The sequence below is a fragment of the Nocardia sp. NPDC059154 genome (genome assembly GCF_042755705.1).
In the GTDB taxonomy this organism is placed as follows: domain Bacteria; phylum Actinomycetota; class Actinomycetes; order Mycobacteriales; family Mycobacteriaceae; genus Nocardia.
Genome location: NZ_JBHZCS010000158.1, coordinates 3,609 through 5,690, shown reverse-complemented (window position 1 = coordinate 5,690; position 2,082 = coordinate 3,609). Strand labels below are relative to the sequence as shown.

The window sequence follows — 2,082 nt, the reverse complement described above, 5'->3', positions numbered from 1 at the left end:
ACGGTCACCATCAGCCGGTAGATGACTGCGGCGTCCAGGGTCATCCAGCGGCCATCGCGCGTACGAATCCCGGTTGGCGATCAACAGGTGTGTATGCAAATCAGGGTCCCGCACCGCGATTCGCGGTGAGCGAACCGTGCGGCGATGATCCCCTCGACATCGACCTGCCGCACCCCGTTAGGACCCAGCCGGGGCGACCAGTGTGCTGGCGGACGCGCAAACCGTGACGCCCTGCAGTGTCAGCGTCCACGGTGTCGGAGAATCACGCCGCAAAATACGAGTCAGCGAACCGCCAGCACATCGAAGCCGCTGACTACTTCCCGGGGACGCCGATCGGTGAACCTCTGACCGGTCACACCGGCCGGGTGACCGCGTTGGCATTCGCGACGACGGCCGACGGCACTGTGGTGTTGGCCAGCGGCTCCCACGACACTTCGGTGCGACTGTGGGACGTCGCGTCCGGCACCCCGATCGGCGAACCCTTGCTTGGCCACAGCGGCTGGGTGAATGCGGTTGCGTTCGCGACGATCGCCGACGGCCCGCTGTTATCGGCAGCTGATAACCACTGACGCCGAACTGGTGTCGCGTCTGGGGATCGGTGACGTGTTGGCGGCGGCACCAACGATGTATTGGCGGCGGCGGGCCGTTGAGGGGTCTTACCGACCCAGGAACTGTTGCAGCCCCGTGCGGTGTTCCGGTTCTCTCGTACATCCGTAGTCTGTGGTAGTCTGGGTCGTGGCGATTACGTGGTATTGGGGGTTGGCGCATTTGCTGGCCCAGTCCGGTATCGACATCGACGACGTGTATGACCTGCTCAGCGCGTGGCTTGCTGGAGAACGCCGCGTGTGGTTCATGCCAGCCGTCGATGACGCGGCGGGACTCGAGGCGTCGGTGTTGATGGGGCGGGCGGACGATGGTCAGCCGTTGCTGCTCCTGGCGCGCATCGACGGTAAGGACATCTACATCATCAATGCGTTCCGTCCAACCCCGGAACTGGTCGCCGAATTCGAGCAATGGGAGGCCCGCAATGGCTGATTTCGAGAACATGACCCCCGACCAGATCGCGGCCCTCACCAAGCGCCTGGTCCTCGATCCCGCTCAGGCTGAAGAGTTGGTAGTGATTCCTGGTGTTGACACGGGGGAGACGATCGTTCCCCGGTCGGTGAAACTGCCCGCCTCTCTGGATCGCCGATGCAAGGCGCGCGCAACCGAATTGGGGATGAATCAGTCCGCCTACATTCGGTCACTGATCGAGAAGGACCTCGCCGAACCGCAGGGCCGCCCACTGACGACCGCGGACCTGCCGTTGATTCTCGAGTTCATCCGGCACGCCGCGTAGGCAGCTACCGTCGTACGTACGACCATCTTTACGACAGCGTGTACGACGTTAGCGACAAAATGCCTGTCCAAGCGGGTAATGGTGTCGCTCAGATTCGCCTCGAGTGAATCTGGGGCTGATCGGGGCGTTAACTCACCTTCTGCAGTCAGCTCGCTCGTTGGGGAGAACCCACAGTGACACTCGCGTGGCAGCGACGAGTACAGGATTCGGTCTGCGGATTGCCTGGAACCAACTCGGCGGTGCTGCTGCGCAAAGTCGGTGCGATGGGGTTGCTTTCGGAGAATCCACCGTTCAAGCCGAACGTGGTGATTCGAGGACTGGAGGCGTTGCAGGTGGGTTTCCAGCCCGCCTGATCCGATGACGCCGTACCGGCGCGGCGTTCGCGGGTGGATGCGTGCGCCGCGCCGGGCAGCGCAGGCGGCCGGGGAGCCGATCCATCCGATGCTTCCGCGCAACAGGATTCGCAGTGTAACCGGCGGGTACCGGGTGTATCGGTGCCCGTCGGGGATTATCGGGCTTTCGGCTCTGGCGCACCTACGTGGTGGTGGTCGGGGCTGGTTGACGGCATGATGCCTCGGTGGTTGAGGTGGATGACGTTGTTGGGCTTACCGCCTCCCGACACGGCTACGGCTCGTCCGATAGCCAGGCGGTCCGCCGCCCGAGATGCCGCGCCGCGCTGGGAACCGACCCCCGGCGCGGCGCGTCCCTGTCTGGCATGTGCTTCGACATGGGAATAAGCCAGA

The 2,082-nt window shown here is 64.0% G+C and carries 4 protein-coding genes; all 4 read left to right on the top strand.

Annotated elements, in window-relative coordinates:
• Positions 1-251 precede the first annotated feature (251 nt).
• Positions 252-569: a WD40 repeat domain-containing protein gene (locus ACFXN1_RS51095; RefSeq protein WP_379446494.1), complete on the top strand. Its 318-nt coding sequence runs from the start codon at positions 252-254 to the stop codon at positions 567-569.
• A gap of 166 nt (positions 570-735) precedes the next feature.
• Positions 736-1,035, top strand: a complete 300-nt coding sequence (locus ACFXN1_RS51090) for a hypothetical protein (protein ID WP_379446493.1) — start codon at positions 736-738, stop codon at positions 1,033-1,035.
• The gene (locus tag ACFXN1_RS51085) at positions 1,028-1,339 is read left to right on the top strand and encodes a hypothetical protein (RefSeq protein ID WP_379403461.1); all 312 of its coding nucleotides are present in this window, start codon (positions 1,028-1,030) and stop codon (positions 1,337-1,339) included. Before ACFXN1_RS51090 ends, ACFXN1_RS51085 begins: the two co-directional genes overlap by 8 nt.
• A gap of 173 nt (positions 1,340-1,512) precedes the next feature.
• Positions 1,513-1,692, top strand: a complete 180-nt coding sequence (locus ACFXN1_RS51080; protein WP_379446492.1) for a hypothetical protein — start codon at positions 1,513-1,515, stop codon at positions 1,690-1,692.
• The last annotated feature ends 390 nt before the right edge of the window (positions 1,693-2,082 follow it).

What these genes read in the sequence shown, in the direction of transcription:
- ACFXN1_RS51085 (WP_379403461.1), top strand. Translation starts at nt 1,028, where the DNA reads ATGGCTGATTTCGAGAACATGACCCCCGACCAGATCGCGGCCCTCACC.